The sequence below is a fragment of the Amycolatopsis sp. FBCC-B4732 genome, assembly GCF_023008405.1.
Taxonomy (GTDB): domain Bacteria; phylum Actinomycetota; class Actinomycetes; order Mycobacteriales; family Pseudonocardiaceae; genus Amycolatopsis; species Amycolatopsis pretoriensis_A.
Genome location: NZ_CP095376.1, coordinates 4,501,722 through 4,521,793, shown reverse-complemented (window position 1 = coordinate 4,521,793; position 20,072 = coordinate 4,501,722). Strand labels below are relative to the sequence as shown.

Below are 20,072 nucleotides of genomic sequence, written 5' to 3'. Positions count from 1 at the left end.
TAGACTGACGCGGGTGGACCTCCTCAGTGACGCCATCGCGGCCGTGCGGATCGGGCAGCCGACGTCGAACCGGCTCAGCGCCGGGGCGGCGTGGTGCTACCGCTTCGCGCCCTACGACGGCGCCGGGTTCCACGTGCTGCTGCGCGGCAGCGGCTGGCTCGTCCCGGCCGGCGGGCCGCCTGTGCCGCTCGGGGCCGGTGACGCGGTGCTGGTCCCGCACGGGAGCCCGCACACGCTGTCGGCGACCCCGGACGCGGCCGGCGCGGTGCCGTTCGAGACGGCCGTCGACGAGCCGGGCGGCCGGACGGAGTTCCTGTGCGGCAAGTACCGGCTGGCCCGCGGGCGGCGCCACCCCGTGCTCGCGAGCCTGCCGGAGGTCGTCCACCTGCCCGCCGAGCCCGGCCGCCACCCCGAACTGCGCGCGGCGATCGACCTGCTCGGCGCCGAGGTCACCGAGCGGCGCCCGGGTTCGCCCGCGGTCCTGACCGGGCTGCTGGACCTGCTGCTCGTCTACCTCGTCCGGGCCTGGCTGGCCGGGCGCCCGGATGGCGGCTGGCCGCAGGCGTTGCGCGACCCCGAGATCGCCGCCGCGCTGGAAGCGCTGCACGCGGAACCGGCGGCCCCGTGGCGGACCGAAGACCTGGCCGCCCGCGTCGGGCTGTCCCGCGCCACGCTCGGGCGCCGGTTCACGGCGCTGACCGGGCAGCCGCCGATGGCGTACCTGACGTGGTGGCGCCTGACGACGGCGGCCCGCCTGCTGCAGGACACCGAGCTGTCGCTGCCGTCGATCGCCGCGAAGGTCGGGTACGGGTCGCCGTTCGCGTTCTCGCACGCGTTCAAGCGGCAGTTCGGGGTCGCGCCGGGCGGGTTCCGGACGCGTTAGCGGAGGCCGCGCAAAGCGGTGTCCACCACCCGGTCGGTGTATTCGGGGGTCAGCGGGCCGGTGCGCTGGAGCCAGCGGTTGAGCAGCGGGCCCCACAGCAGGTCGACGGCCACGTCGAGATCGAGGTCGGCGGCCAGTTCGCCCGCCTCCTGGGCGCTGCGGAGCCGGGCCTTCTTCAGGTCGCGCATCGGGCCGTCCAGCCGCTTCGCGTAGTCCGCCGCCAGGGCCGGGTCGTGGACGATTTCGGTGTGCAGGGCGCGCATCGGGAGGTCGTAGCGCGGGTCGCCGAGCTCGGTGATCGTGGCGCGCAGGACCAGTTTCAGGTCGGCGGCCAGGTCGCCGGTGTCGGGCAGGGCCGCATCCTCGCCTTCGCCCGCGAGCGTCAGGAAGGCGTCGAACAGCAGCGCGCCCTTCGACGGCCACCAGCGGTAGATCGTCTGCTTGCCGACGCCGGCGGCCTGGGCGATGCCTTCGATGCTGAGTTTCGCGTAGCCCAGCTTCCCGGCGAGGTCCAGCGCGGCGGCGAGGATGGCGCGCCGCGCGGTTTCGCTGCGGCGGCTGGGGTCGGGTGAGCCGGGCACGCGCTCAAGCTAGCACCCGGCAAGACGAGACGGACCGTCTTGACGAGAGCCGTGGAAAGGTGGCACTCTCGAGGCCAGTGAGACGAGACGGTTCGTCTCGTGGGAGGAGGGCACGGTGGAAACCGCACGCGTCTGGTTCGTGACCGGGGCCGGCCGGGGGCTCGGGCGAGCCTTCACCGAAGCGGCGCTCGCCGCCGGTGACCGGGTGGCCGGTGTGGCCCGCGACGTCTCGCCGCTGGCGGAAACCGCGTCCGCGCACCCGGACCGGCTGCTCGCGTTCCCGCTCGACGCCACCGACCGGGCGGCGGTCTTCGCCGCCGTCGAGCGCGCCGCCGCGCACTTCGGGCGGCTCGACGTCGTGGTCAACAACGCCGACGCGCTGTACACCGGAATGGTCGAAGAGTTCAGCGAGGACCAGGCCCGCGCGCAGCTGGACGTCAACTTCTTCGGGGCGCTCTGGGTGAGCCAGGCCGTCGTGCCGCACCTGCGGGCACAGGGGAGTGGGCACCTCCTGCAGATCTCGAGCATCGGCGCGCTCGGCGGCTTCCCCAGCACCGGCCTCTACAGCGCGAGCAAGTTCGCGCTGGAAGGGATGAGCGAGGCGCTGGCCGCCGAGGTCGCCGGGTTCGGCGTCAAGGTCACCATCGTCCAGCCCGGCGGCTACTGGACCGGCCTCTACGCCGGCAGCACGGCCACGACGCCGGAACCGCGGTACGACGGGCTGCGGGAGGAGCTGGCGAAGCAGTGGGCGGAGGGCTCGATCGACAGTGAACCGCGGCTGGCCGCCGAAGCCGTGCTGAAGCTCGTCGAGAGCGACGACCCGCCGTTGCGGCTGCTGCTGGGCAGCATGGTCTACGACCTCGCGTTCGACCTCTCGCGGCAGCGGATGGCGACCTGGGCGGGCTGGGAAGAGGTGAGCCGCGCGGCGGAGAAGGCGGTGCCGATGCCGGGCTGAGGCCCGGACCATGATCGGATGGCGGCATGCGCGTTCTCTCGGAAGAGCAGCTGGGTGCGGTGCTGGCGGGGGTGGCGGCGCCGGTGCCGCGGGTCGTCGTCAGCGGGAACTTCGCGACGCCGTCGCGAGCACTGGGCGTCCTCGACGCGGCGCTGGCGGAGTACCGGCTGTTCGCGCTGAACGCCCAGGACGGCCTGCCGGACCGGCCGGGGGTGCTGCTCGAAACCCCGTTCGTGGGGCCGGGGATGCGCGGGCGGGCCGGGCTGCGGTACTTCCCGTCGCGGCTGTCGCTGGTGCCGCAGCTGCTCAAGCAGGCGCTGCCGCCGGACGTCGTGCTGGTGCACACGTCGGTGCCGGTCGACGGGGTGGTATCGCTGGGCACCGAGGTCAACATCCTGCCCGCGGCGATCGAGGCCGCCCGCGCCCGTGGGGGTCTCGTGGTCGCGCAGGTGAACCCGCACATGCCGTTCACGCACGGCGACGGGCTGGTGCCGGTCGACGAAATCGACTACGCGCTCGGAGCCGAGGAGCCGCTCCGCTCGCCCGTGCCGCGTCCGCTGCGCTCGACCGCACGGGAGATCGGCGAGCGGGTGGCCGGGCTGGTCGCCGACGGCGCGACGCTGCAGCTGGGCATCGGCGGCATCCCGGACGCGACGCTCGCCGCGCTGACCGGCCGCCGCGGGCTGGCGGTGTGGTCGGAGATGTTCAGCGACGGCGTGCTCGCTCTCGACCGCGCCGGCGCCCTCGACCCGGCCGAGCTCGTGACGGCGTCGTTCGTGTTCGGCAGCGCGGAGCTGTACCGGTGGATCGACCGCAACCCGCGGGTCCGGTTGCTGCGCACGGAGAAGACGAACGACCCGGCGGTGATCGCCCGCCAGCGCCGGCTGGTGTCGGTGAACAGCGCGCTCGAGGTCGACCTGTACGCGCAGGCCAACGCGAGCCGGGTGCGCGGCGCGATCTACTCGGGCTTCGGCGGGCAGACGGACTTCGTGGTCGGCGCCCTGCATTCCCCGGGCGGCCGGGCGATCATCGCGCTCCCGTCGTGGCACCCGAAGGCGGACGTGTCGACCGTGGTGCCGCGGCTGGCCGGGCCGGTGACTTCGTTCCAGCACAGCTTCTTCGTCAGCGAGCACGGGGTGGCGGCGATCTGGGGCCACGACGCCGGCGAGCAGGCGCGGCAGATCGTGGAGCGGGTCGCGCATCCGGAGGCGCGGGCGGAGTTGCGGGAGCGGGGCTGGGAGCTGGGTTTCGGGCTGTTGTAGGGCTTGGGGTTCGTTTTGTAGGGGTGCGGCCGTGCGCCTTCGGGCTTTGCCGATACGAGGCATCGGCCTTGGGCGCCGGTGATCGGCTGCGGTCCTGCCGGAGCGGATCGCGTACCCGGAGGCGCGGGCGGAGTTGCGGGAGCGTGGCCGGGAGCTGGGTTTCGGGCTGTTGTAGGGCCTGGGGGTTCGTTTCGCAGGGTGCGGCCGTGCGCCTTCGGGCTTTGCCGGTCCGAAGCCCGGGTCGTGGGCGCCGGTGATCGGCGGCCGTTCCCGCCGGACCGCGTCGCGCGAAGTGGCGGCCGTGCCCCTTCGGTCGGCGGCAGTGCTGGGCCTTGGCTGTCGGCGCCGGTGATCTGCTGCGGTCCTGGCCGGAGCGGGTCGCGTACCCGGAGGCGCGGGCGGAGTTGCGGGGAGCGGGGCCGGAAGCTGGGTTTCGGCCTCCTGTAGGGCTCCGGGCTTCGTCGCGCAGGGTGGCGGGGGTGCGGCCCCGCGCCGTCGGAGGGCCGCAGTGCCGGGCCCCGGTCGGACGTGCCGGTGATCGGCCGCCCTTCCCGACTGACTGCGTCGCGGCATTTCACGCGCCCGCGCGCGAATGGTGAACATCCATTTCCCGAATCCGGTGATCAATGACCCATCATTCCCCTTGGTTACTCAATTCTGTTACGAACCCACCCCTGGTTCACTCGATCGTGTAGTAGTGCTGCGGGCGTTGCCGTGCGTATTGGCGCGCAGTAGCGATGTCGGTAGGGTCGCTCGGCGGAAGAAACCCGAATGGCTGATGAACCAGAAAGAACTGTCTTGGATTTCGAAGCATTGGCCACCCAGCTGCGCGAACTCCGGGAAAACGTCGCCGGGGTGACCGGAACGGTGCTCGCCGCGGTCGACGGGATACCCATCATCGCCGACGCGGACGATCTCCTCGATCCGGCGAAGATCTCCGCGCTCGCCGCCGCCGATCTGGGTATCGCGCGCCAGGCGGCCGAACTCACGGGGAAGGGCACGCTCAGCCAGACCGTCGTGTTCGGCAGCGAGGGCTACATGGCCGTCTACGCCGTGGGCCGGCTGGCGCTGATGGTCGTGCTGGGGGACAAGGGCCTCAACGTCGGGCGCCTGCTGTTCGAGGCCCGGCCGGTCATCGAACGCATCGGCACGATCCTGGCCCCGTAGCGGAGAAGCCATTCAACGGAAAGGTTGCAGCATGATGATGAACATCGACACCGCCCTCAAAGAAGCCATGTCCATCGCCGGCGCCGTCGGCGTCGCGCTCGTCGACTACGAAAGCGGGATGTCGCTCGGCACCAGCGGTGGCGGCGAGTGGCTCGACCTCGACGTCGCCGCCGCCGGGAACACCGAGGTCGTCCGGTCGAAGCTGCGGGTGATGTCGTCGCTGGCGCTCAACGACACCATCGAGGACATCCTGATCACGTTGCACCGCCAGTACCACCTGATCCGGTTGATGAACTCCTCGCGGAATTCGCTGTTCCTCTACCTGGTGCTGGACCGGGAGCGGGCGAACCTGGCGCTGGCCCGCCACTACCTCAAACGGATCGAAGCCGATCTGCAGGTGTAGCCCGCGCACGCACGGGAGGAGGCGGCGATGACCGGAGGCGGCTCCCGCGCCGCACTCGTCATCGGCTCGGCGTTCATGCACGACCTCGGTTCCCTGTTCCCGGTGACGATGAGCCTCGCCGGCGACGACCTCGCGTTCACCTTCGTGTCGTCCTGCCCCTCGCCCGACGCCGTCGGGGAGTGGGTCGGGCTGCGCTCGGGTGCCGTCGTGGCCGGCCGGGTCCTGCACTTCTTCGTCGACGCGAACGGGCGGCGGATCCGCGTCGAGCTCGCCGGCACGGCGGTCCGGGCCCTGATCGTGCTCGCGGACGAGATGACCGCGGCGACGGTCCACGCCCCGTGGCTCGGTCGCTGGCAGGACCAGATGCCCTGCCTGGTGCAGGTCGCGATCGACGAGCTCGCCCGGCGGCTTTCCCGCTGCCGCCACCGGGCGGGCGGCGCCGACCCGTTGATCGACCTGCAGCTGGCTTACCGGCCGGATCAGCAGTACGAGGCTCGGCTGGCGGGTGCGCACGAACGGGTGCGCGGGTTCATCGCGCCGGTCCGGCCGGTGCTGGCGATGCGCTGGCGGACGGCGACTTCGGCGCAGCGGCGGGCGTTTCTCGACGAGCTGCCGGACGCGGTGCCGGCGCGCGGGTGGCTGCGCCGCAAGCGGACGGTCCGGTTGATGGGGCTGGAGGTGGAAGTGGCCCAGTGAACGGGCGGTGTCCCGAACGACTCATCCAAGCCCCACGGCGGCGCGCACCGGGGGCTCGAAGATGCCCGCGATCCGCTCGTAGCCGACGTCGTTCGGGTGGAACCAGTCGCGCGCGAGGCTGCCGCGCAACGGCGCCAGTGCCGGGCCGCGCAGCTCGGCCAGGTGGACCCGCCCGCGGGTCGCCGCCGCTTCGATGAGGGCGTTGATCTCCCGGGCCTCCGCGTTGCCCCGTGGCAGCGTCGCGACCACCGCACGGTCCGCCGGGAGCCGGGCGAGCAGTTCGGCGAAGCGGGCCGGGGTGCCTCGGCGGCGGGGCCGGGTCAGCATGTCGTTCGCGCCCACCAGGACCGTCACCAAGGCCGGCGGTGCCGGAAGCGCCGCCAGCCGGGGCAGCTGGGTGTCCAGGACGTCGGCGATGCGGGCGCCCGAGGCCGACAAGTTGACCACCGCGAACGGCTCGCCGAGGCGGGTGTTCAAGCGCGGGACCCAGCCGCCGGTGACCGTTTCGGCGCCGATGCCCTGCGTCATCGAGTCGCCGAGGGCGGCCCACAGCGGCTTGCCCGAACCGGGGGCCGCCCGTTCGGCTTCCGCCCAGGCCCGGGCGAACGGTTCCTTCTGCGCGCGGACCCGGCGGACGCCGGGCAGCACAGCGGCGGCTACGTCGAGCAGCACGGGACCTCCCTGATCGCGGTCACCGGCATTCGGAGCCGGCCGGGCGATGGATGGGAGTCAGGCGGCGGGGCCGGGGCCGGCCGCGAGCAGGCGCAGCACCAGGCCGGAAACGACCAGCAGCACACCGAGGAGGAAGAGGACGCCGGCCCCGAGGACCAGCCCGCCCGCACCGAGGGCGACACCTAACGGGACCACGGGCTGCTCCGTCTCCGGCGGACGCGTCGGGTGCTCCGCCGCGGCGCTGATTACCCCGGTGACCGGCGTCTCAAACGGATTCGGCCGCGGAGTCGCTGGGTAGCAAACCCGCGACGCCAAACGGTGGGAGGCAACGGTGAACGACAAGCTGGAGAACAAGGCCGAAGAGCTCAAGGGCAAGGCCAAGGAAGCGCTCGGCAACGCCACGGACAACGAGCAGTGGCAGGCCGAAGGCCGGGCCGAGCAGGGCAAGGCCAACCTCAAGCAGGCGGGCGAGAAGGTGAAGGACGCGGTCAAGGGCGTCCTCGACTGAACCGCCGGGTCCGGCCACGGCGACCGTGGCCGGACCCCCGCGTCAGCGGGTGAACGTGAACCAGTTGATGTTGACGAAGTCCGACGCGCCGCCGGAGAACGTCAGGTACAGGTCGTGCACGCCGGTGGCCGTGGCGACGACGTTGGCCGGCACGGTCTGCCAGTTCTGCCAGCCGCCGTTGCCGGCGAAGTCGATCTCGGCCAGCACCGGGCCCGTCACGCTGTCCAGCCGGGCCTTGATCGCGCCGCTGACGCCCGCGGGCGCACCGGAGGCGAGGCGGGCGACGAACTGGTGCGGCGAGCTCGAACCGAAGTCGACGCGGGCGTACTTCAGCCAGTCGCCGTTCGCGATCCAGCCGACGTCGACGCCGCCGCCCGTGTCGCCGCAGGTCTCGTTCTGCGTGCCGCTCTGGGCGTTGTAGGCCTCCGCCTGGATCGTCGAGTACGCGCTGACGGCGCCACCGGCGGGTGGGGTCGTGCCGCCGCCCGCGCCCGGGCCCAGCGAGACCGTCCACGACGTCGGGGCCGGGTCCTGCAGGTGGCCGTCGACGGGCTGGGCGCCGGTCGGGCCCACGTCGTCGTACGGGAAGGCGTAGCCGATCGTCGCGTACTGGTGCACCAGCCGGGCGTAGTGGTTGGTGGTGGCGTCCTTGTAGTAGTTGGCCGGCGCGACGCCGTCGGGCTGGTTGTTGCCGCCGGCCACCAGGAGGCTGCTGCGGTTGAGCGCCGCGGCGAGCCGGGCGGCGACGGCGCCGCGCGCGTCCGCGCCCGAGTTGTAGAGCGGCCCGCTCGCGCAGCCGAAGATGTCGATGGCGCTCGGCTTGGTGAACGGCACGCCGTTGGTGTTCAGGCCGCCGAACACGATCGCGTCCCCGCTGACCGTCCCGGTGTAGGAACCGATGCCGCCCTGCCCGTTGATCGTCAGCGGCGTCGTGCGGTAGTGGTCCCAGACGGCGTTGAGGTAGTTGGTCCAGTAACCGCCGAAGTCGACGGGGGAGTGGCCCGGCGCGAGCACCCGCACCACCTTGCCGGACGCGTCGGTCACGACCAGCCGGTCCCACGGCGCGCCGTCCGCGTTGTGCTGGGCGCGCAGCCCGTCCGCGATGCTCCCGAGCGCGCCGTTCGGCAGCGGGCTGACCGACTGCGAGCCCGCGGCGCCGGTGGTGGCCATCGACACCGGCAGCGCGACCATGTCGACGTAGCTGATGTTGGCGTAGAGGTTCGCGCTGTTGTAGGTGAACTCGCAGAACGTCCAGTTCGTCTGCCAGTTCGGGTCCGAGCTGGTGAAGCCCGGCTGCACCAGCCCGGGGCCCGGGTTGACGAAGAACTGGATCTTCTTGTCGACCGAAAACCAGACGCGGCCGCCGATCAGGTAGTCGGTCAGCGTCACCGTGAGCTGCGAACCCGAGCCGCCGAGCGGGATGGCGTAGTCGGGGATCGGCGTCACCGGCGCGGACGGGTTGGGCAGCGCCTGGAACCGGCCGTCGGCGGTGACGAAGCCTGGGCGGCCCGAGGTGTCGGAGCCGCTGATGTAGGCGTAGACGGTGCCGCTGCCCGAATTGTTCTTGAGCGTCAACGGCAACGCCGCGGCGGCGCGGGCGCGCGGCGCGGTGGCGGCGGACCACAGCGGGGTGCTCGCCGCGGCCACCAGGCCCGCGGTGACGAAGGTACGCCTCGACAGCATGGCACCTCCTCGGGAAGGGCGGAGATCGCGCGGCAGGCCGCCGCGCGTCCGCCGGACAGAGTGAGGGGACCGTAGGTATGCGGTCAGGGGCTGGTCAACACCCGGCGGGCCGCGCGGGTACTGACGGCCCCCGACGCTGCCCTTTCGTAGCCCGGACCACCGATCCCGGTGGTCCGGTGATGGTCCACTGTGGACACTTGCGGTCCGGGCCGCTCGCCGGCGTGCTTGACTGGGACGTGACGGGGGTGCTGTCGTGCGGACCGCGGCGCCGGCCGCATGTCCTCGCGCCGGCGTGGGTCCGCCGCCCTCCGGCGGGAGAGATCCTCTCGGTCGGGTGCGCGCAGTTGCGGCCGGGCGCTGGCGCAGGCCGCGCCGGCGTGGAAGGCGGCCGGCTGTGCCTGGTGGTCCCGCCGCACCCGGTTTCGGTCGCGTTGACGCTGTTCTGGCCCGGCGAGCAGGTCCGCGGGTTCGCGACGGTGGCCGAAGCGGTGCGGGCTTGGGATGAGCGCGCCGGGGCTGGCGTTGGTGTTCGAGCCGGACGCCGTGCCACCGTTCGGCGCGCTGCGGCGGCGGACGGCCCGGACACTGGCCCCGGCTGGGCGCGGACCACCTGTGGGCGGCGCACATGGTGGTGACCGAACGCGCGACTCACGGCGCCGGCCCGGTCACGGTGACCGCGACGGCCGAGCCGTCCCCGTGCTCGGCGCTGCTGGAGGTGCACGACGACGGCGACGGCCGCCCGGGGCGGGCGAACAGGGATCCGAGAGCCCGCGGATTGCTTCTGGTGCAAGACCTTTCGCGGGAGTGGGGCGTGCGGAGCGCCGTGCTCGGGAAGATGGGGGGAGCGAGGCGATCGGGCCGTGTTCGGTGCGGGCGGAGCCGATCGCGATGGACCCAGCCGTGCTGACGGGCTCAGCCCGGCGCGTGGCGTTCGGTGGTCAAGACCGCCCAGACGGCTTTCCCGCCCGACCACCGCGGGCTGCTGCCCCAGCGCCGCGCGGAGTGCGCCACGAGGTGCATGCCCAAGCCGGCGGCGCCCGGCCGTGGTCGTGGTAGCAGCACCGCCGGGCGGGGGTCGTCGTCGAGTACCGCGATCGTCAGCCGGCCGTGGCGGAGGTCCAGGCGGAGCGTGGCGGGGGACTCGGTGTGCTGGACCGCGTTCGTCGCGAGCTCGCCGGCGACGAGGATCCCGTCGTAGACGAAGTGCGTGACGTCCCACTCCGCGCAGGCCCGGCGCACCGCGGCACGGGCGATCGCCGGGGCTTCGCTGCTGCGCGGCAGCACCAGTTCCGCCTGGCGCCGGGCCGGTTTGCCCAGTGCGCGCTCGGCGCTGGGGACGTCCTCGCCGAGGGCGGCCTCGCGGTGGATGCCGTGCTCCCGCAACGCGCGCGCGTGGTCGGGGGTGCCGGTGGCCAGTGCGAGCGGGATGCCCGGCCAGAGCCGGATCCGGCGGGCGACGAGCGCGAAGACGCCGACCGGGGCGACCGGGCTGAAGTCGAGGTCGCCGACGCCGGCGATCACCGCGTCCGGGCCGTCCGCCGCGATCTGGAGCAGGCCGTCGCGCAGGCGCCGGTAGCTGCCGAGGTGGAGGCCGCCGGTCACGGTGACGAGGGTGTAGTGCGGCCGGGCAGCGACTTCGAGGTCGAGCGTCCCGTGCATCGTCTCTCCCTCCGCCGAGAACCCGGTATCGCCACGTTAGGTCCGGACCGTCGCCCGCGGTAGTCCTCCACGGGCGGGTGAGGATCGTGTACGCGGCTGTACACCACACCTACTCGCTGGTAGGTTACCGCCGTCGTGTGATCCACTTCATGATTCAAAGGGGAGTCATGATCCGAAAGCCCGCTCGCCTCCCGGCCCTCGCCGCCGCGCTCGCGCTCGTGTCCGCCGCCGCTGCGGCGACGCCGGCCGCCGCCGCGTCGTCCGATTCCTTCTACTCCTACGACGGCGGCGCGCCGCTGTCGTCGTTCGCACCGGGGACCGTGCTCAAGACGCGGACCCTGGCCTACCACGTCGTCGGCCTCGCCACGCCGGTGCAAGCCGTGCAGCTGCTCTACCGCACCACCGACGCGCAGGGCCGCCCGGCCGCCAACGTCACCTCGGTGGTCCGCAGCATCACCGGCGACCGCACGAAAGCCGTTTCCTACCAGTCGGCCTACGACTCGCTCGACCCCGCCGACGCGCCGTCGCGCGCGATCGCCGGCGACGTCACCCTCGGCGGTCTGCTGCCCAACGGCGAGTCGCTGCTGCTGCTCCCGTCGCTGCTGCTGGGCTACAACGTCGTCGTGCCGGACACCGAAGGGCAGACCGCGGACTTCGCCGCCGGGCCGGAGTACGGCACCACCACGCTCGACTCGATCCGCGCCGCGACGAGCTCGGCCGCCACGGGCATGGACGGCGGCACGAAGTTCGGCCTCCTCGGCTACTCCGGCGGGGCCATCGCGACCGGCTGGGCGGCCGCCCTCGCGCCGGGCTACGCGCCCGACGTGAACAAGAACCTCGTCGGGTTCACCGAAGGCGGGGTGCTCGTCGACCCCGCGCACAACCTCAAGTACGTCGGCGGGAGCCCGGTGTGGTCCGGGGTCATCCCGATGGCGCTGGTCGGCGTCGCGCGCGGCTTCGGCATCGACCTGCGGCCGTACGCGAGCGAGTACGGGCTGAAGGTGCTCGACGAGCTGGAGCACGCGTCGATCATCACCGCGCTGGGCCGGTACCCGGGGCTGACGTGGCAGAAGCTCGTGAAACCCGAGTACGCCAACCCGAACTCGGTGCCGCCGTTCGTCGCGGCGGTGAACAAGGTCAACATCGGTTCGGCGCCGACGCCGTCGGTCCCGGGCTTCATCGCCCAGGGCAACGCCGGGTTCCTCGAAGGCACCACGAGCACCCTGCCCGGCATCGGCACCGGGGACGGCGTGATGGTCGCCGGTGACGTGCGGGCGCTGGCCCGGCAGTACTGCGCCACCGGCAACGCCACCATCAAGTACGTGCAGTACGACGCGCTCAGCCACGTCGGCGGCGCGGCGGCGTGGGCGCCCGCGGCGATCGGCTGGCTCGCCGACCGGTTCGCCGGCAAGCCCGCGCCGTCGAACTGCGGGCACATCCCGGCGGGGAACTCGCTGGCCCCGGAAAAGCCCGCCTGACGCACTGAGCCCGTTCGCCGTACCCGGCGGTGGTCGGGCCGGGTACGGTGCCGCGGGTGAGGACGCTCCCCAAGGGGCCACACGGCCTGAGCCGGGAAGAGGTCGCCGGTGCGCAACGCGCCCGGCTGGTCGAAGCGGTGCTGGCCAACGTCGGCGAACGCGGCTACGCGGCCACGACCGTCGGCCACATCACGGCGGCCGCGGGCGTTTCCCGCACTTCGTTCTACGAGCAGTTCACCGGCAAGCAGGACGCGTTCCTCGCCGCCTACCGCGCGGAGACGGGGCAGTTCCTCGGCCAGGGCGTCGCCGTGGCGATGGCGGCCCCGTCCCCGCTGGCGGCGGTCGCGGCGTGCGGCGACTTCCTGGTCGGCTACGCGCACCGCCGCCCGGTCGCCGCCCGCGCGGTCCTGCTGGAGATCTACGCACTCGGTCCCGCGGGGCTCGAAGCCCGCGAAGAGGTGCTGCGGGCGGGAGAAGCGGTGTTCGACCGGACCGCGGCCTGGTTGCGCACCACCGAGCCGGCACTGGCACCCCCGCCGCCGTTCACCGCGCGGACGGTGGTCGCCGCGACGATCGAGCTGCTGACCCAGGCCATCTGGCTCGCCACGGACGACGCGTACGAGCAGGCCCGCGAGGCGGTCCGGCACACGTGGCTGCTGGGCTTGTTCGGTCACCGCGCCATCCCCGGCTGAAGGGGCGGCCGGCCCGGGAGCCGTCGGTGAGATCCACCCGATCGGCTCAGTCCGCTCGGACCGCGCGCTTCGCCGCTTCGAAGCTCCGCAACGCCGCCCCGACCGCCGCGGCCACGGTCGCCTCGAAGATCTCGTCCTCGCGGTACCCCGCGGTCTTCAGCGCCTCGACGTCGGCGTCCGTCACCCGGGAGGACGCCTCCCGCACCGTCGTCACGTACGACCGCAGCGGCTCGGGGAGGTCGTCACCCAGGCGAGCTGCCGCGGCCGCCAGGTCCGTGCGGGGGCCCTCGGCGATCAGGAAGCCCGGGAAGCGGTAGCCGAACCGGTGCAGGGAGCGTGTTCCCGTCTCGAGCTGGCCCTCGCGCAGGACGAAGCCGAACGCGTTGGCGAGGCGGTTGACGATGTTCCACACCAGGTTCACCCGCAGGGCCTCGGCGACCGCGTGCGGGGGCACCGCGGCGACGACGGCCGCGTCGGCCCGGTCCCGGCTGACGCCTTCCACGAACGTGCGGACGGCTCGCAGTTCGGGCCGGGCCGAGGCGGGGTCTTCCGGGTCGAGCTCGCCGGGGCCGGCGATGCGGACCAGCTCGGTGTGCGTGACCACGCAGAACGGGCACTCGTGCACCTGCGCGGTGGCCATCGCGAGGTATTCGCGTTCCGCCGCGGTCCAGTACGACGGGCCGCGCATCGCCGGGGCGGTCAGCTCCAGCAGCGGGCGGGCGAACACGCCGGGCCGGTAGAGCAGCAGCTTGACGATGTCGGGGGTGGCGACCCCGGACCGCTTCGCGGTGAGCGCCATGAACAGCTTCGCGCGGCGGCGGTGGCCGTGGTCGAGAATGGACAGTCGCATCAGGACTCCGTGGGGTCGAGCGCCCGCAGGCGGGCGGCGAGGAAGCGCCGGTCGGCGGGCTTGGTGGCCAGGTCGTGGGCCCGCCGGTACGCGGCCGCCGCCTCGGTGGTGCGGCCGAGGCGGCGCAGGAGGTCCGCGCGGGCGGCGTGCAGCAGGTGGTAGTGGCCGAGGCCGTCGATCCGGTCGGTGAGCGCGAGTCCCTCGGCCGGGGTGGTGGCCATGGCGACGGCGACGGCGTGGTTCAGCGCGGCCACGGGGGAGGGGTGCACCACGAGCAACCGCTCGTAGAGCCCGGCGATGCCCGCCCAGTCCGTCCGGCCGGCCGACGGTGCCTGCGCGTGCAGGACGGCGATGGCGGCCTGCAGCTGGTACGGCCCGGGCTCGCCGAGGCGCAGCGCCCGGTCGAGCAGGCCGACCGCTTCGGCGATCCCGGCGCGGTCCCACCGCGAGCGGTCCTGGTCTTCGAGCAGGACGACGTCGCCGTGCTCGTCGTAGCGCGCCGCCGCGCGCGAGTCCTGCAGGAGCAGCAGGGCGGCCAGGCCGAGGGCCTCCGGTTCGTCGGGCATCAGAGCCGCGACGAGCTTCGCCAGCCGCACCGCCTCCCGCTGCAGCCCGCGGTACTCCGGCCGGTCGCCCTCGGCGGTGTAGCCCCGCGTGAAGATCAGGTAGACCACGGCGAGGACGCCGGTGAGCCGTTCGGGCAGGAGGTGGTCGGCGGGGACGGCGAGGCTGATCCCGGCGTCGCGGATCTTGCGCTTGGCCCCGGACCAGCCGCTGGGCCAGCGCCGCCTCCCCGACCAGGAACGTGCGGGCGATCTGCCCGGCGGTCAGCCCGGCCACGGCGTGCAGCGTCAGGGCGACGCGCGCCTCTTCGGCCAGCGCGGGGTGGCAGCAGGTGAAGATCAGGCTGAGCCGCTCGTCGCCGACGGCGAGCAGGCTGCTTTCCCCCGCGTCCACGGCCGTCACCGCCGGCCCCGGGCCGAGTTCGGCGAGCTTCTCCCGGCCCCGGCGGGCCCGCCGGAGCCGGTCGATCGCGCTGTTGCGGGCCGTCGTCAGCAGTCAGGCGACCGGGTCGTCCGGTCCGCCGCCGTCCCACTTGCGCAGGGCGAGCGCGCACGCGTCCTGCAGCGCGTCCTCGGCGAGCTCGAAGTCGCCGAGGACGCGCACCAGCGCCGCGAGCATCCGGGACCGGTGCTCGCGGTAGGTCGCCCGCAGCAGGTGCGCCGTGCTCATCCGTGGTGGTCGAGACCCGGCACGCCGGCGATCGGCCGGACCTCGATCGAGCCGACCGCGGCCATCGGGCACAGCGCGGCCAGCTCCAGAGCCTCGTCGAGGTCGCGGCAGTCGAGGACGTAGGCGCCGCCGAGGTGCTCGTGGGTCTCGGGGTACGGGCCGTCGGTGATCAGGGTCTTGCCTTCGCGCACGGCGACCGTGGTCGCGGTGTGCTCGCCCAGCAGCGGGTGTCCCGAGACGAAGGCGCCGCGCCGCGGGCACTCGTCGGCGAAGGCGTTCACCCTGGCCAGCGCCTCGGGGAAGCGCGGGTCGCCGGGTTCGGGACGGTCGCAGTCGTAGATCAGCAGCATGTACTGCACGGGCTCCTCCAACCGGTCGTCGTACCCCGTTCGAAGAGGATGACGAACGGCGGGACCGTACCTCGACAGGCGCGCCCGGGCGGATTTCGCCCGTTCGGACGGGCGAACGTGCCGAAATCGTCGTCGCCCGATCGGGAAATACGCCTGTGTGGAATTGCCCGAAAGGGCAATCGCCATTGTTTTCGGGTAGGAACTAATGCGCGCTCATGTGCGGCAGGAGATCACGGAGGGTATCGGAAGGTTCGAGTCCCAGCTCCTCGAGCAGCGTGCACCGGCACTGCTCGTACTGGTGCTGCGCCGCCGCCCGGTTGCCCGCCGCGAGGTGCGCGTCGATCAGGACGCGGTGGGCGCTCTCCCGCAACGGCTCCGCGCGCACCGCGGACAGCGCGGCGGCCACCGCCTCGCCGTGGCGCCCGGCCGTGGTGAGCCGCTTGGCCATGGCTTCCAAGGCGTAGAGCCGCAACTGGTGGTACTGCTCCTGCTCGATCAGCACCCACTCGTTGTCCGACCACTCGGGCAGCAGATCGGCCGACAGGTCGTCGCGGGTCTGGCGGGTCAGGATCTCGTCGCACCCGCACGTCTTGTCCAGCAGGCAGTGCGCGCGGGCGACGGCGTCGTGGATGTCGACGGTGATGTTGCCCGCCAGGGCCATTTCCTGCACGGACGCCTCGATGACGCGGTACCCGGTCCGCGACGCGCGCCACAGCGACGAGCGCAGGTTCGCGTTCGCGCGGGGCGTCGTCGCCTCCGGCCACAGCGTTCTCGCCACGTACGTCCGCGGCCGCGGACGGTCCTGCAGCGCGAGGAAGGCGAGCAACCGCTGCGCGCTGTAGGACAGCGCGACCGGGTCGTCGCCCACCAGCAGCGTGAACCCCTTGAGCAGCCGCAGTGTCACGATCTGTGTTGCTTCAATGCGCATCGGTTCCCCAACCCACGCCCGCCACCGATCGGATCGACCCCACCGTGGGGCAATTCGCGACCCGCACGGGAAACGTTACCGGGAATCATCGTCGATGCGGCGTCGACCAGGCGTCACGAAAACGTCATCGGATCCGCTCCGAGCTCGTCCAGCCAGTTCTGCACGGCCGCTTGCACGGCCTCCCGGGACGTGACCGCGACCGGTCGGGCCTCGTCGGTGCCGATCGTGGAGAGGACGCGGACCCGCAGGGCGCCGGGGTCGCCACCTTCCAGCCACGCCCGCAGGACCATGCTGCCGGACCGTTCCTCGGGGACCTCCACGGACGCAGGATGCGCGCAGGCCTGTCACCACGGCGTCGCCGCCGCGTGTGCGGCCTCGTCAACGCCCGCGGCGGGAACGCCGTCGTGACGCTCGCGCGACGCGCGGGTCGCGGGCCGGCCACGCCACCCCTGCGATGCTGCCGCGGCACGAGCAGGGGAGGACGGGCATGGGCGATTTCGGGGTCGTCGCGGACGTTTCGACGATCATCGTGGACCGGCTCAACGAGGCGCTGCGGGTACTGGATCCGCACGACCCGCCGACGGCGGTGCTGAGCGACCTCGAGGACCGGCCGAGCCGCGCCACGCTCACGGTCTTCCTGTACGAGGTCGCCGAAGACCCGACTTCGCGCAACCGGCCGCCGGTGCGGTCGCTGCCGCCGTCGGCGCCGACGAGCCGCAAGCCGCCGATGGCGCTGCTGCTGCGGTACCTGATCACGCCGTGGGGCGGCAGCCAGGCGACGCAGCACCAGATGATCGGCCGCGCGCTGCAGGTCTTCTACGACGACGCGATCTGGACCGGCGAGGAGCTGACCGGCAGCATGGCCGGCACCACCGAGGCGCTGCAGTTCACGCTGACGCCGCTGACGCTCGATCAGAAGTCGTGGATCTGGTACGCGATCCAGAAGCCGTACCGGCTGTCCCTCAACTACGAGGTCCGGGTCGTCAACCTCGACTCGCTCGACGTCTCCGAACTGCGGCTGGTCCGCAGCCGCACGATCAACGGGACACCGGTGCCATGACCCGCTTCCACCCGCTCGAGTCCTCCGTCCTGCACAGCCCGGCCTGGTTCGTGCCGTTCGACGAGTTCGCCCAGCGCGCGCGGGCCGCCGACGTGAGCACCGAGCTGGAACGCTTCGACCCGGCCGAAAACGCCTGGGTGCTCCAGGAAACGCCGGCCATCCGCACCCCGAGCGCGGTGCTCGCCTACCCGGAGCTCGGCCGCCGCCGGGGCCCGGGCGCGCAGCCGGAACGGTTCCGCGTCCGCTTCGCCGCCATCGGGCTCGCGCCGCTGTACCCGGCGGACGGCGAGCCGTTCGACGCGGGCGTGGCCGGTGTCGAGTTCACCGCCCACCCCTACGACGACGACACCCCGCCCGCCGCGGCCGGCGAGCCGCGCGTGGTCCGCCTGCTGCCGAGCACCGCCTTCCCGTACGGGTCCGGCGTCCGCACCGTCTACGGCGTGGTCGTCGCCGAGGACCAGGTGCCGGTGGCGAACGCGCTGGTCGAAGCGCGGGGGGTCACGAGCCGGGACGGCGTCGCGTGGCTGGAGCGGACGCTGACCGACGCGGCCGGGGCGTTCCGGCTCGCGCTGCGCTGGGAGGGCGAGCTCGTCACCGGGCCCCCGCCGGTGCAGCTGTTCCACCTCACGGCCACCGAACGGCCCGGGCGGACCGGGTCGCTGGACGTCCGGCTGCCCACCGAACGGCATCTCCGGCACGTCATCGAAATCGTCGAGCAGTAGAGAAGGAGCTGAAACCATGCCCGAATACCTGAGCCCCGGCGTCTACGTCGAGGAGGTCGACGCGGGGCCGCGGCCGATCGCGGGGGTGAGCACCAGCACGGCGGGCATGGTCGGGGTCACCCAGCGCGGCCCGACCGGCGGGAAGCCGAAGCTGGTCACGAACTTCCTGGAGTTCCAGACGACCTTCGGCGGCTTCCTGCCCGAGCCGGACCCGGCGATCCGGGACGCCTGGGCGGAAAACCCGGCCGAGGGCGGCCGCTGGTGGCTGTTCCCGCTGGCGGTCAAGGGGTTCTTCGACAACGGCGGCCAGCGCCTCTACGTCAAGCGGGTCGCCAGCGAGACCGCGCAGGCGGCGTCCGGCACGCTCGGCACCGGCCTGGTCAGCGCGATCACCCGGGACGCCGCGGCCGGGGCGAAGGTGCTGGAGCTGGCCCACCTGGTCGGCTTCACCGGGTCCGACGAGGTCAAGGTCTTCCGCGGGAGCGACAACGTCGAGATCGGCACCGTGACGATCACCGCCTACGACGCCGCCAAGGGGCGGGTCACCCTCGGCACCGGGCTGCCGGCGGAGGTCAAGGCGGCCCGCGGCGACTACGTGCAGAAGGCCCCGCGGGTGGCGACGCCGAGCCTGCGGTTCTCCGCGTCGAGCCCCGGTTCCTGGGGCAAGGCGGTCCAGGTGCGGATCTCGCCGTCGGTGAGCGCGTCGCTGCCGGTGCTGCCCGACCCGAACGAGGGGCCGCTGTTCATCACCGCGCTCGCCGCCGAAGCCGACGCCGACGCCGGGTCGGTCCAGGTGGACGCCGTCCCCGGGCTCGACCCCGACGACCTGCCCGACGACGTCTGGATCCTGATCGGCAACCGGCGCTTCCCGGTCACCGTGGCGCAGCCGGAAGCCGGCAAGGTGACGCTCACCTTCCCCGACGGCACCCACCACGCGCCGTGGAAGACCGGCCTCACCGTGCGCCGGGTGCGCCGGGCCAACGCCGGTGCCGGGCCGAAGCTGCGGATCAGCGGCTCGAGCCGGCTGTACGAGGGGGCGCTCGCCCAGCTCGACACGGGCGACCAGCTGAGCACCCTGACCGTGGTGGCGATCGAGCCGGACGAAGTCGTCACGTTCGGTGCCGACACCCCCGCGCTGGTCTTCGAGACCGCCCGGCTCCTGCTGGTCGAATCCACAGTGGACACCCGGTTCGGCGACCCCGGCGGCGGCTCGGTGACCGAGACCTTCCGCAACCTGCGCCTGACCGGCGACGCGCCGGGCACCGTGACGGGCACGCTGGCGAGCCAGTCGCGGCTGGTGCGGGCGACCGCGCTGGACCTGAGCACCGACCCCACCGAGTTCCCCACGCCCGCCACCGGCTCGTGGCTCAGCCTCGCCGACGACGGCGACGACGCCTTCGGGGGCCTCGACGTCGGGGACTTCGTCGGCACCGACGGCGGGAGCGGCAAGCGCACCGGCATCGTGGCGCTGGAGGACATCGACGAGATCGCGATCTGCGCGGTGCCCGGGGTGTGGGCGGGCACCGTCGAGTCGGCGCTCGTGACGCACTGCGAGCAGCTCAAGGACCGGTTCGCCGTCCTCGACCCGCGCGACGGCCTCGACATCGAAGGCATCCAGGAGTTCCGGGAACCGTTCGACACCAAGTACGCCGCGCTGTACTACCCGTGGCTGGTCGTCAACGACCCCTCGACCAACCAGTTCGTCGAGGTGCCGCCGTCCGGGCACATGATCGGGATCTACGCTCGCACCGACGTCGAGCGCGGGGTGCACAAGGCACCGGCCAACGCGGTCATCCGCGGCATCCGGCTGACCGACGGCATCGCCCAGGACGTCACCAAGCGGCACCAGGACCTGCTGAACCCGCGGGGGATCAACGCGCTGCGGTTCTTCCCCGGCCTCGGCCAGCGGGTGTGGGGCGCGCGCACGCTGTCCTCGGACACCTCGTGGAAGTACATCAACGTGCGCCGGCTCTTCCTGTTCCTCGAGGAGTCGATCGACGAGGGCACGCAGTGGGTCGTGTTCGAACCGAACGACGAATCGCTGTGGGCGCTCGTGCGGCAGACGGTCGCGAACTTCCTGACCACCGTGTGGCGCAGCGGCGCGCTCGCCGGCACGACCGCGGACGAGGCCTTCTTCGTCCACTGCGACCGCTCCACCATGACCGACGACGACATCGCGAACGGACGGCTCATCTGCGTGATCGGGGTGGCGCCGGTGTTCCCGGCGGAGTTCGTGATCTTCCGGATCCAGCAGAAGACCCGCGAGCCCCAGCTCGTCTAGCTGAAAGGC

General features: G+C 72.9%; 21 protein-coding genes and 1 pseudogene. 12 read left to right on the top strand and 10 right to left on the bottom strand.

Annotated elements, in window-relative coordinates:
- Positions 1–13 precede the first annotated feature (13 nt).
- The gene (locus tag MUY14_RS19770) at positions 14–883 is read left to right on the top strand and encodes an AraC family transcriptional regulator (RefSeq protein WP_247024489.1); all 870 of its coding nucleotides are present in this window, start codon (positions 14–16) and stop codon (positions 881–883) included.
- On the opposite strand, the gene MUY14_RS19765 is transcribed toward MUY14_RS19770, so the two are convergent.
- Positions 880–1,464: a TetR/AcrR family transcriptional regulator gene (locus MUY14_RS19765; protein WP_247024488.1), complete on the bottom strand. Its 585-nt coding sequence runs from the start codon at positions 1,462–1,464 to the stop codon at positions 880–882. The genes MUY14_RS19770 and MUY14_RS19765 overlap by 4 nt on opposite strands.
- Before the next feature lie 115 nt (positions 1,465–1,579).
- On the opposite strand from MUY14_RS19765, the gene MUY14_RS19760 reads away from it, so the two are divergent.
- The 5 genes from MUY14_RS19760 (at position 1,580) to MUY14_RS19740 (ending at position 5,947) form a co-directional block, all read left to right on the top strand.
- Complete coding sequence (locus MUY14_RS19760; protein WP_247024487.1) at positions 1,580–2,419, top strand: SDR family oxidoreductase; 840 nt, start codon at positions 1,580–1,582, stop codon at positions 2,417–2,419.
- A 26-nt stretch (positions 2,420–2,445) separates the two neighbouring features.
- Positions 2,446–3,681, top strand: coding sequence for an acetyl-CoA hydrolase/transferase family protein (locus MUY14_RS19755; protein ID WP_247024486.1), 1,236 nt, complete (start codon positions 2,446–2,448; stop codon positions 3,679–3,681).
- A 798-nt stretch (positions 3,682–4,479) separates the two neighbouring features.
- On the top strand, positions 4,480–4,848 hold the full coding sequence (locus MUY14_RS19750) for a roadblock/LC7 domain-containing protein (protein ID WP_247024485.1): 369 nt from the start codon (positions 4,480–4,482) through the stop codon (positions 4,846–4,848).
- A gap of 37 nt (positions 4,849–4,885) precedes the next feature.
- Positions 4,886–5,251, top strand: a complete 366-nt coding sequence (locus tag MUY14_RS19745; protein WP_247025177.1) for a hypothetical protein — start codon at positions 4,886–4,888, stop codon at positions 5,249–5,251.
- 27 nt (positions 5,252–5,278) lie between these two features.
- Positions 5,279–5,947 (top strand): ABC transporter substrate-binding protein, encoded by a 669-nt coding sequence (locus MUY14_RS19740; protein ID WP_247024484.1) that lies wholly within the window; start codon positions 5,279–5,281, stop codon positions 5,945–5,947.
- A gap of 21 nt (positions 5,948–5,968) precedes the next feature.
- Here the strand turns inward: MUY14_RS19740 and MUY14_RS19735 are convergent, their stop codons facing one another.
- A complete protein-coding gene (locus tag MUY14_RS19735; RefSeq protein ID WP_247024483.1) occupies positions 5,969–6,619 on the bottom strand; it encodes an SGNH/GDSL hydrolase family protein in 651 nt (216 codons plus the stop codon).
- A 57-nt stretch (positions 6,620–6,676) separates the two neighbouring features.
- Positions 6,677–6,814, bottom strand: coding sequence for a hypothetical protein (locus MUY14_RS19730; protein ID WP_247024482.1), 138 nt, complete (start codon positions 6,812–6,814; stop codon positions 6,677–6,679).
- A 136-nt stretch (positions 6,815–6,950) separates the two neighbouring features.
- On the opposite strand from MUY14_RS19730, the gene MUY14_RS19725 reads away from it, so the two are divergent.
- On the top strand, positions 6,951–7,127 hold the full coding sequence (locus MUY14_RS19725) for a CsbD family protein (protein WP_247024481.1): 177 nt from the start codon (positions 6,951–6,953) through the stop codon (positions 7,125–7,127).
- A gap of 42 nt (positions 7,128–7,169) precedes the next feature.
- Here MUY14_RS19725 and MUY14_RS19720 read toward each other — a convergent pair whose 3' ends face one another.
- Both MUY14_RS19720 and MUY14_RS19715 read right to left on the bottom strand, forming a co-directional pair.
- Positions 7,170–8,810 (bottom strand): beta-1,3-glucanase family protein, encoded by a 1,641-nt coding sequence (locus tag MUY14_RS19720; RefSeq protein ID WP_247024480.1) that lies wholly within the window; start codon positions 8,808–8,810, stop codon positions 7,170–7,172.
- Positions 8,811–9,722: 912 nt separating this feature from the next.
- Positions 9,723–10,469: an ATP-binding protein gene (locus tag MUY14_RS19715; RefSeq protein ID WP_247024479.1), complete on the bottom strand. Its 747-nt coding sequence runs from the start codon at positions 10,467–10,469 to the stop codon at positions 9,723–9,725.
- 167 nt (positions 10,470–10,636) lie between these two features.
- Between MUY14_RS19715 and MUY14_RS19710 the strand changes: the two genes are divergently transcribed.
- Together MUY14_RS19710 and MUY14_RS19705 are read left to right on the top strand one after the other, a co-directional pair.
- Positions 10,637–11,947, top strand: a complete 1,311-nt coding sequence (locus MUY14_RS19710) for a lipase family protein (RefSeq protein ID WP_247024478.1) — start codon at positions 10,637–10,639, stop codon at positions 11,945–11,947.
- A gap of 56 nt (positions 11,948–12,003) precedes the next feature.
- Complete coding sequence (locus MUY14_RS19705) at positions 12,004–12,639, top strand: TetR/AcrR family transcriptional regulator (protein WP_247024477.1); 636 nt, start codon at positions 12,004–12,006, stop codon at positions 12,637–12,639.
- A 46-nt stretch (positions 12,640–12,685) separates the two neighbouring features.
- On the opposite strand, the gene MUY14_RS19700 is transcribed toward MUY14_RS19705, so the two are convergent.
- From MUY14_RS19700 to MUY14_RS19680, 5 genes and pseudogenes are all read right to left on the bottom strand, one after another.
- Positions 12,686–13,489, bottom strand: a complete 804-nt coding sequence (locus tag MUY14_RS19700; protein ID WP_247024476.1) for a hypothetical protein — start codon at positions 13,487–13,489, stop codon at positions 12,686–12,688.
- A pseudogene (locus MUY14_RS19695) lies at positions 13,489–14,722 on the bottom strand (RNA polymerase sigma factor). Before MUY14_RS19695 ends, MUY14_RS19700 begins: the two are co-directional and overlap by 1 nt.
- Complete coding sequence (locus MUY14_RS19690; RefSeq protein WP_247024475.1) at positions 14,719–15,081, bottom strand: YciI family protein; 363 nt, start codon at positions 15,079–15,081, stop codon at positions 14,719–14,721. The pseudogene MUY14_RS19695 and the gene MUY14_RS19690 overlap by 4 nt, the downstream one beginning before the upstream one ends.
- A gap of 193 nt (positions 15,082–15,274) precedes the next feature.
- Positions 15,275–15,976 (bottom strand): BTAD domain-containing putative transcriptional regulator, encoded by a 702-nt coding sequence (locus MUY14_RS19685; RefSeq protein WP_247024474.1) that lies wholly within the window; start codon positions 15,974–15,976, stop codon positions 15,275–15,277.
- A gap of 137 nt (positions 15,977–16,113) precedes the next feature.
- Complete coding sequence (locus MUY14_RS19680) at positions 16,114–16,320, bottom strand: hypothetical protein (RefSeq protein ID WP_247024473.1); 207 nt, start codon at positions 16,318–16,320, stop codon at positions 16,114–16,116.
- A 167-nt stretch (positions 16,321–16,487) separates the two neighbouring features.
- Between MUY14_RS19680 and MUY14_RS19675 the strand changes: the two genes are divergently transcribed.
- From MUY14_RS19675 to MUY14_RS19665, 3 genes are read left to right on the top strand one after another with little or no spacing between them, the layout of a single operon-like run.
- Positions 16,488–17,060: a DUF4255 domain-containing protein gene (locus tag MUY14_RS19675; RefSeq protein WP_247024472.1), complete on the top strand. Its 573-nt coding sequence runs from the start codon at positions 16,488–16,490 to the stop codon at positions 17,058–17,060.
- Positions 17,057–17,782, top strand: a complete 726-nt coding sequence (locus MUY14_RS19670; protein ID WP_247024471.1) for a carboxypeptidase regulatory-like domain-containing protein — start codon at positions 17,057–17,059, stop codon at positions 17,780–17,782. Before MUY14_RS19675 ends, MUY14_RS19670 begins: the two co-directional genes overlap by 4 nt.
- A gap of 16 nt (positions 17,783–17,798) precedes the next feature.
- On the top strand, positions 17,799–20,063 hold the full coding sequence (locus MUY14_RS19665) for a phage tail sheath C-terminal domain-containing protein (protein ID WP_247024470.1): 2,265 nt from the start codon (positions 17,799–17,801) through the stop codon (positions 20,061–20,063).
- The last annotated feature ends 9 nt before the right edge of the window (positions 20,064–20,072 follow it).

Excerpts from the sequence above, each read along its gene's own strand:
- MUY14_RS19665 (WP_247024470.1), top strand. The coding sequence starts at position 17,799 with ATGCCCGAATACCTGAGCCCCGGCGTCTACGTCGAGGAGGTCGACGCG.
- MUY14_RS19755 (WP_247024486.1), top strand. The coding sequence starts at position 2,446 with ATGCGCGTTCTCTCGGAAGAGCAGCTGGGTGCGGTGCTGGCGGGGGTG.
- MUY14_RS19670 (WP_247024471.1), top strand. The coding sequence starts at position 17,057 with ATGACCCGCTTCCACCCGCTCGAGTCCTCCGTCCTGCACAGCCCGGCC.
- MUY14_RS19745 (WP_247025177.1), top strand. The coding sequence starts at position 4,886 with ATGAACATCGACACCGCCCTCAAAGAAGCCATGTCCATCGCCGGCGCC.
- MUY14_RS19675 (WP_247024472.1), top strand. The coding sequence starts at position 16,488 with ATGGGCGATTTCGGGGTCGTCGCGGACGTTTCGACGATCATCGTGGAC.
- MUY14_RS19720 (WP_247024480.1), bottom strand. The coding sequence starts at position 8,810 with ATGCTGTCGAGGCGTACCTTCGTCACCGCGGGCCTGGTGGCCGCGGCG.
- MUY14_RS19740 (WP_247024484.1), top strand. The coding sequence starts at position 5,279 with ATGACCGGAGGCGGCTCCCGCGCCGCACTCGTCATCGGCTCGGCGTTC.
- MUY14_RS19715 (WP_247024479.1), bottom strand. The coding sequence starts at position 10,469 with ATGCACGGGACGCTCGACCTCGAAGTCGCTGCCCGGCCGCACTACACC.
- MUY14_RS19710 (WP_247024478.1), top strand. The coding sequence starts at position 10,637 with ATGATCCGAAAGCCCGCTCGCCTCCCGGCCCTCGCCGCCGCGCTCGCG.
- MUY14_RS19700 (WP_247024476.1), bottom strand. The coding sequence starts at position 13,489 with ATGCGACTGTCCATTCTCGACCACGGCCACCGCCGCCGCGCGAAGCTG.